Source organism: Vibrio sp. V01_P9A10T6 (assembly GCF_963877065.1).
In the GTDB taxonomy this organism is placed as follows: Bacteria; Pseudomonadota; Gammaproteobacteria; order Enterobacterales; family Vibrionaceae; genus Vibrio; species Vibrio anguillarum.
This window is the reverse complement of the sequence record NZ_CAWNTB010000150.1, coordinates 25,483-31,897: the sequence shown is the minus strand read 5'-3', so window position 1 is coordinate 31,897 and position 6,415 is coordinate 25,483. Positions and strand designations below refer to the sequence as shown.

The 6,415-nt window shown below is 45.6% G+C and carries 6 protein-coding genes; 2 read left to right on the top strand and 4 right to left on the bottom strand.

Going from position 1 to position 6,415, the window contains the following annotated elements; genetic code table 11:
* Positions 1 to 457 precede the first annotated feature (457 nt).
* On the top strand, positions 458 to 2,041 hold the full coding sequence (gene nhaB / locus AACQ21_RS09570; RefSeq protein WP_105976965.1) for a Na(+)/H(+) antiporter NhaB: 1,584 nt from the start codon (positions 458 to 460) through the stop codon (positions 2,039 to 2,041).
* Between the two features lie 75 nt (positions 2,042 to 2,116).
* Positions 2,117 to 2,656, top strand: a complete 540-nt coding sequence (dsbB, locus tag AACQ21_RS09565) for a disulfide bond formation protein DsbB (protein WP_013856513.1) — start codon at positions 2,117 to 2,119, stop codon at positions 2,654 to 2,656.
* Between the two features lie 61 nt (positions 2,657 to 2,717).
* On the opposite strand, the gene bioD is transcribed toward dsbB, so the two are convergent.
* From bioD to bioB, 4 genes are read right to left on the bottom strand one after another with little or no spacing between them, the layout of a single operon-like run.
* On the bottom strand, positions 2,718 to 3,404 hold the full coding sequence (gene bioD, locus AACQ21_RS09560; RefSeq protein ID WP_038148451.1) for a dethiobiotin synthase: 687 nt from the start codon (positions 3,402 to 3,404) through the stop codon (positions 2,718 to 2,720).
* Positions 3,401 to 4,204 (bottom strand): malonyl-ACP O-methyltransferase BioC, encoded by an 804-nt coding sequence (gene bioC / locus AACQ21_RS09555; protein WP_105976964.1) that lies wholly within the window; start codon positions 4,202 to 4,204, stop codon positions 3,401 to 3,403. The genes bioD and bioC overlap by 4 nt, the downstream gene beginning before the upstream one ends.
* Positions 4,205 to 4,206: 2 nt before the next feature.
* Positions 4,207 to 5,370 (bottom strand): 8-amino-7-oxononanoate synthase, encoded by a 1,164-nt coding sequence (gene bioF / locus AACQ21_RS09550; protein WP_105976963.1) that lies wholly within the window; start codon positions 5,368 to 5,370, stop codon positions 4,207 to 4,209.
* On the bottom strand, positions 5,342 to 6,394 hold the full coding sequence (gene bioB / locus AACQ21_RS09545) for a biotin synthase BioB (RefSeq protein ID WP_013856509.1): 1,053 nt from the start codon (positions 6,392 to 6,394) through the stop codon (positions 5,342 to 5,344). Before bioB ends, bioF begins: the two co-directional genes overlap by 29 nt.
* Between the last annotated feature and the right edge of the window lie 21 nt (positions 6,395 to 6,415).

Genomic DNA, 6,415 nt, shown 5'->3' with positions numbered 1-6,415 from the left:
TAGAAAAAATAAAGAGATATAACTCACATTAATAAACTTAAAATAATCAATTTAAGCTTGCAAAATTCGCTCTTTTTAGTCATTTAGATGCCTATTACCTTAACTCCACTTCAAAATACGGCTCGGCGTGAATTTTTCACAACTCTTATGCTATGCTTACCCAACTTTGATCGCGTTTTTGACCAAAATATCGGTAAGTGTTTTATCAATAACCTGATTATTATTGACTAAAAAAGCTTGCGGAGTAGAGTGACGGTCGAAGTAAGGATTGCTTGTCTCACTCAAGGAGTGTCTTGGTAAAACCATAATCCCTAAACGGTTTGTTGTTTCGCTAGAACATTGCCGATAGATACTGTTTTCGTGTTTAACACGTTCTATTTGGCCACTTCACATAATGAATTAAAGATAAGCTGACAGCGTCTATCATCTCAACAGTAAGAGAACTACCCATGCCGATGTGTCCCTCGGAAGCGCTTTTCTCAAGAACTTTCTTGGTAAAGCCCCTGACTGGTACAAAGTTGCCATTATTGCTTTTCTCATTATCAACCCGATTGTTTTCTTTTTGGTCGACCCATTTATTGCTGGTTGGCTACTTGTGGTTGAATTCATTTTCACCCTAGCGATGGCGCTTAAATGCTATCCCCTGCAACCTGGTGGCTTACTGGCTATCGAAGCTATCGCCATTGGGATGACCAGTGCAGAGCAAGTAAAACATGAGCTTGTGAATAACATCGAAGTTCTGCTGCTACTGGTGTTTATGGTGGCTGGTATCTATTTCATGAAACAGCTATTGCTGTTCATCTTCACCAAAATACTACTTGGTATTCGTTCAAAAGCGATGCTTTCGGTCGCCTTTTGCATTACAGCTGCTTTCCTGTCTGCATTTTTGGATGCTTTAACAGTTATTGCTGTGGTCATCAGTGTCGCCGTCGGGTTTTACTCGATTTATCACAAAGTGGCATCGGGACAAGGGACAAGCTCCGCTCATGACCATACTCAAGATGAGCATATCTCAGAACTAACACGTGATGACCTAGAAAACTATCGTGCGTTTTTGCGCTCACTACTGATGCATGCTGGCGTAGGTACCGCTTTAGGCGGGGTGATGACCATGGTTGGTGAACCACAAAACCTGATCATCGCCGATCAAGCAGGTTGGTTTTTTGGCGAGTTTATCATCCGTATGTCTCCGGTAACCGTACCTGTTTTTCTCTGTGGTATTTTGACCTGTGTATTGGTTGAAAAGCTGAAGCTATTTGGTTACGGCGCAGAATTACCCGCTAACGTTCGTCAAATTCTGGTCGATTTTGACACGGCTGAGCGCAAAAATCGAACCAATCAAGACGTCGCAAAACTTTGGATCCAAGGCGCTATTGCTGTCTGGCTGATTGTTGGATTGGCACTGCACTTAGCGGCAGTTGGATTGATTGGTCTTTCAGTTATTATTTTGGCGACAGCATTTACTGGTGTGATAGAAGAACATTCGCTAGGCAAAGCATTTGAAGAAGCCCTACCCTTTACGGCGCTGCTGGCGGTATTCTTCTCCATCGTAGCCGTAATTATCGATCAACAACTCTTTAAGCCAGTTATCGATGCTGTGTTGAATGTTGAAGATAAAGGGGCTCAGCTTGCTCTCTTCTATGTGGCTAACGGGCTTTTGTCGATGGTTTCGGATAACGTTTTCGTTGGCACTGTCTATATTAATGAAGTCAAAACAGCGCTACTAGAAGGTGTTATCACACGTGACCAATTCGATTTATTGGCTGTCGCGATTAACACAGGTACGAACTTACCGTCAGTAGCAACACCAAACGGTCAAGCCGCTTTCTTATTCTTATTAACATCAGCACTTGCACCATTGATCCGCCTTTCTTATGGCAAAATGGTCATCATGGCTCTGCCCTACACGATTGTATTGGCATTAGTTGGCCTGTTTGGCATTGTCTTCTTAGTTGAACCCATGACTGCGCATTTTTATGACTTAGGGTGGATTACGCACCATTCAGCCAAAGCAGTTCAAGCCATCTCTGCTGGGCATTAAAATATTCGGTTGATAATGAAACTTATCTAAGTTAAAAAGCTCTGAACTATCAGGGCTTTTTATTCTTTACAGGTATTGAATGTGACTTTTTTTTCTACTCTGAAACTGTTCTCTCAATCGAGAAAATCTTGGTTTTTATTACTTCTTTTTGTGGTTTTTTTTGAGGCTTGTGCGCTTTTTTTTCAGCACATCATGATGCTCGCACCGTGTGTGATGTGCATTTATGAACGTGTGGCGATGCTAGGAATTGGCGGAGCAGCTCTGCTTGGCTTAATCGCACCCAATAATCCGATTGTTCGTTGGATTGGACTCGTTACTTGGGGAGCCAGTGCTTATAAAGGTTTGACTTTAGCTCTGCAACATGTGGATTACCAATTCAACCCTTCTCCTTTTGCCACTTGTGATTTATTTGTCACTTTTCCAAGCTGGGCACCACTCAATCAATGGGCACCTTGGATGTTCGAAGCTTACGGTGACTGTTCGAAAGTGGTATGGCAATTTTTAACGCTTTCCATGCCACAGTGGCTAGTGGTCATCTATGCTGCTAACTTGCTGGTGCTCGCTTTTGTTGTTTTAGCTCAGTTCGCGAAAACCCCCGTCAATAAGCTGCGGTAATAATCTGCTTGATCAAAAAAGGCATCTCGCTAAGAGATGCCTTTGGGCTGATTCACATCGCTTACTCTGACGCAAGCAGCGGATCAACATTAATATACTTACCAATTTGTTGCCGTTTTACCGTTGGCACATAGGGTATTTCACCAAGCTTAGGCGCTGGAATGCGCGATTCCAACATTGCAATAATTTCAGCGTAATGCTCAGTTCCGGGGTTCACTCGGTTGGCTACCCAGCCAACAATCTTCAACCCGTCGGCGATAATACTTTCCGCTGTTAAAATTGCATGGCTTAAGCAACCTAGTTTAATCCCTACCACTAATACCACTGGTAGCTGTTCTTGTTTAACCCAAGTAGACAAGCAGTCCGTATCGGAGATCGGAACGCGCCAACCACCAGCACCTTCGATCAACACAATGTCAGCATTCGCTTTATGCTTAGCTAATTTGCTACTGAGCACGCCATAATCAATCTCGACGTGTTCATGTTTTGCGGCGATATGTGGTGATGTAGGGAGCGCTAAAGAATATGGATTCACATCACCATAGGGCATCTCTTTGGTTGCCGCTTTCATCAGATGTAATGCATCTGAGTTGCGTAAGCCAAATTCCGTTTTTTCGCTACCAGCGGCAACGGGTTTGTAGCCAATAGTCACCAAATCCTTGGCGGCTAATGCTTGTAGAATCGCTTTTGAAGCGACCGTTTTTCCAACGTCGGTGTCCGTACCCGCAATAAAAAATGCATCAATCATCGATGTATAACCCCTAAACAAACCTGATAAGTTGCAGGTAGAAGACCTTGATGGTTTTGAAATGCTTGGTATGCCTGCTCAATTTGCAGTAGAGCCTTGCGGCTTGTTAACCCTTGTGAGCGTCCACTTACGTGATTTGCACCAATTCCTTTAAGATCTCTCATCAAGGAAAAAGCTTTGTCATACCAAACTGTGATCGAAGGCAAGTCTAGTTGATGGTGGTAACCGTGAGATTGCGCTAACGCAATTTTTACCTGATTGAGTGTGATGAAATCATTGACGTGTTGATGTGTATCAATTTTTGTCCACGCTTGTTTCAGTTCAAACAGCGAACCGTCCAATAATGTCGAAAAATAAGCCGTCCCTTGTGGTTTCAATACGCGGTGAATTTGTCGCAGTGGTAGAACAAGGTCATCACACCACTGCAGCGCTAAGCTAGAAAAAACGTAATCAAAAGAGGCGTTGGCGAAAGGAAGCGCCTCAGCATCGGCTTGATAATAGGTGACGCCAACATCACCACAACGTATTTTAGCTTGTACTAGCATCTCACTTGAGAGGTCAACACATACCACATACGCCCCTCTACGCCGCAGTTGCTCTGAAAAATAGCCCGTACCACAACCAAGATCGAGCACTCTTTTTCCTACTAGATTGCGCGGCATTTTGTCCAATAAACGGTGCCCTACGTCACGTTGAAAAGCGGCATGTACATCATAATGCTTTGCCGCGCGGCTAAAAGAGTGGGCAATGGCGGCTTTGTCATGCAGCGTATTTATCTCTATGGCATGAGTTTGTGGCATATTCAGCTCTCCTCTAGCGCACGTTGCAGTTGTGTGGTTAGTTGCTCTATGTCAGCAATAGTGTGATTGGCGGTTAGAGTGATACGCAATCGGGCACGGCCTTGAGCCACCGTTGGTGGGCGAATCGCGGTCAACCAACACCCGCTATGTCGCAATTGATCGGCGATATTCAATGCTGTTTGCGCCTCACCAACAAGGTAGGGTTTGATTGGCGTTAGCGTTTCAACATAGCCATCGAAACCTTGCATGGATTCAGCGTAATAAGCTTGCAGCTCAGTCAGTTTTTCTCTGCGCCACGGCTGCTGAGTGACCATTGAAATAGCATGAGTTACTGCATAAGCTTGCGCTGGCGGCATGGCTGTAGAATAGACGTGGTGACGAGCAAACTGCGTAAGAAAGTCACCCACCTCTTGATTGCATAAGATAGCTGCACCCGATAACCCCAAGGCTTTGCCAAAGGTCACCACTAAGAGCTGTGGTTTTATTCCTGCCGCGCTGCAACTGCCTGCCCCACCCTCGCCCAACACACCGATGCCGTGTGCATCATCGACTGCCAACCACGCTTCACCTTGCAGTGCATCCGTGATTTCGCACAGCGCTGCACAATCACCATCCATGCTAAAGACCCCTTCAGTCACCACTAATGTATGACTATCGCTGTTAAGCTGTTGCTTAAGATGAGTGACATCGTTGTGCCGAAAACGCTTCATACTGGCTGCGCAAAGCATTCCTGCTTCCATCAAAGAGGCGTGGTTAAGTTTATCTTGCAGTAGCAAATCGTCTTTATTGAGCAGGCTAAACAGCAGTGCCTGATTAGCACTAAACCCCGATCCAAACAAAATGGCTCGCTCATAACCTAGCCACTCACACAATTTGGCTTCAAGGTTGCGGTGGGCTGAGCTAAAACCAGTGACCAAAGGAGATGCACCGCTACCGCAACCGTACATACTCAGCCCTTGCTGCCAAGCGTCAATCAATTCTGAGTCGTGCGCAAGGCCAAGGTAATCGTTACTGGAAAAGTTAAGATACTGGCGGCCATCTTTGCACAATCGAACCTGGTTGCCTCCCTCAAGCTCGATAAGAGAACGAGAAAGCCCAAGATCGTGACGAGCACTGAGCGCCGCTGAAATACGTGAATTAAACGCTGGCATCGTAGAAAAGATCATCTTTAGTAGGACGAGCTGCCACCCGTTTTACGACACGTTCAAGCAGCTCACTTTCTGCAACTTCATCCGGTTTTTGGCTCACTTGTTGGCTATTGATACCCAGTTTTTTAAATAACTGCATATCGCTATCTTCATCAGGATTAGGAGTCGTTAGCAACTTGCAACCGTAGAAAATGGAGTTTGCACCTGCCATAAAGCACAGCGCTTGCATCTGCTCATTCATATTTTCACGTCCAGCCGATAAACGCACCGCCGATTGTGGCATCATGATCCGAGCAACAGCAATCAGACGAATAAAATCAAACGCTTCGACATCTTCGGCTTGCTCTAACGGTGTGCCTTTCACTTTGACCAGCATATTAATCGGTACACTTTCAGGATGGGTTGGTAAGTTCGCTAATTCCACCAACAGGCCAGCGCGGTCATTAGCGCTCTCTCCCATACCGATAATTCCCCCAGAGCAGATCTTCATTCCTGCATCGCGCACGTGCGATAAAGTATCAAGGCGATCTTGATAGGTTCGAGTGGTGATAATGTTGCCATAGTATTCAGGTGAGGTATCTAGGTTGTGGTTGTAATAATCAAGCCCTGCACTGGCCAACTCGCTTGCTTGATCAGGCGTTAGCATGCCCAACGTCATACACGTTTCCAAGCCCATCTCTTTCACGCCACTGATCATCTCTTTCAAGAGAGGCATATCACGCGCTTTCGGGTTTTTCCACGCCGCTCCCATACAAAAGCGGGTCGAGCCAGAGCGCTTCGCTTTTTGCGCCGCGTCTAACACCCGCTCGACTTCCATCAACCGTTCTTTATCAACATCAGTCCGGTAATGCGCACTTTGCGGGCAATATTTACAATCCTCAGGACACGCTCCCGTCTTAATAGAAAGTAACGTGCTGACCTGCACGTAATTTTTGGGATGGTATTGACGATGTACTTGCTGCGCTTCAAACAGTAGATCCATAAACGGCTTTTCGACCAGTGCGTTCACCTCAGCAACGGTCCAGTTATGACGAACTTCCACATCTCTTCCTTATTCAGTTTT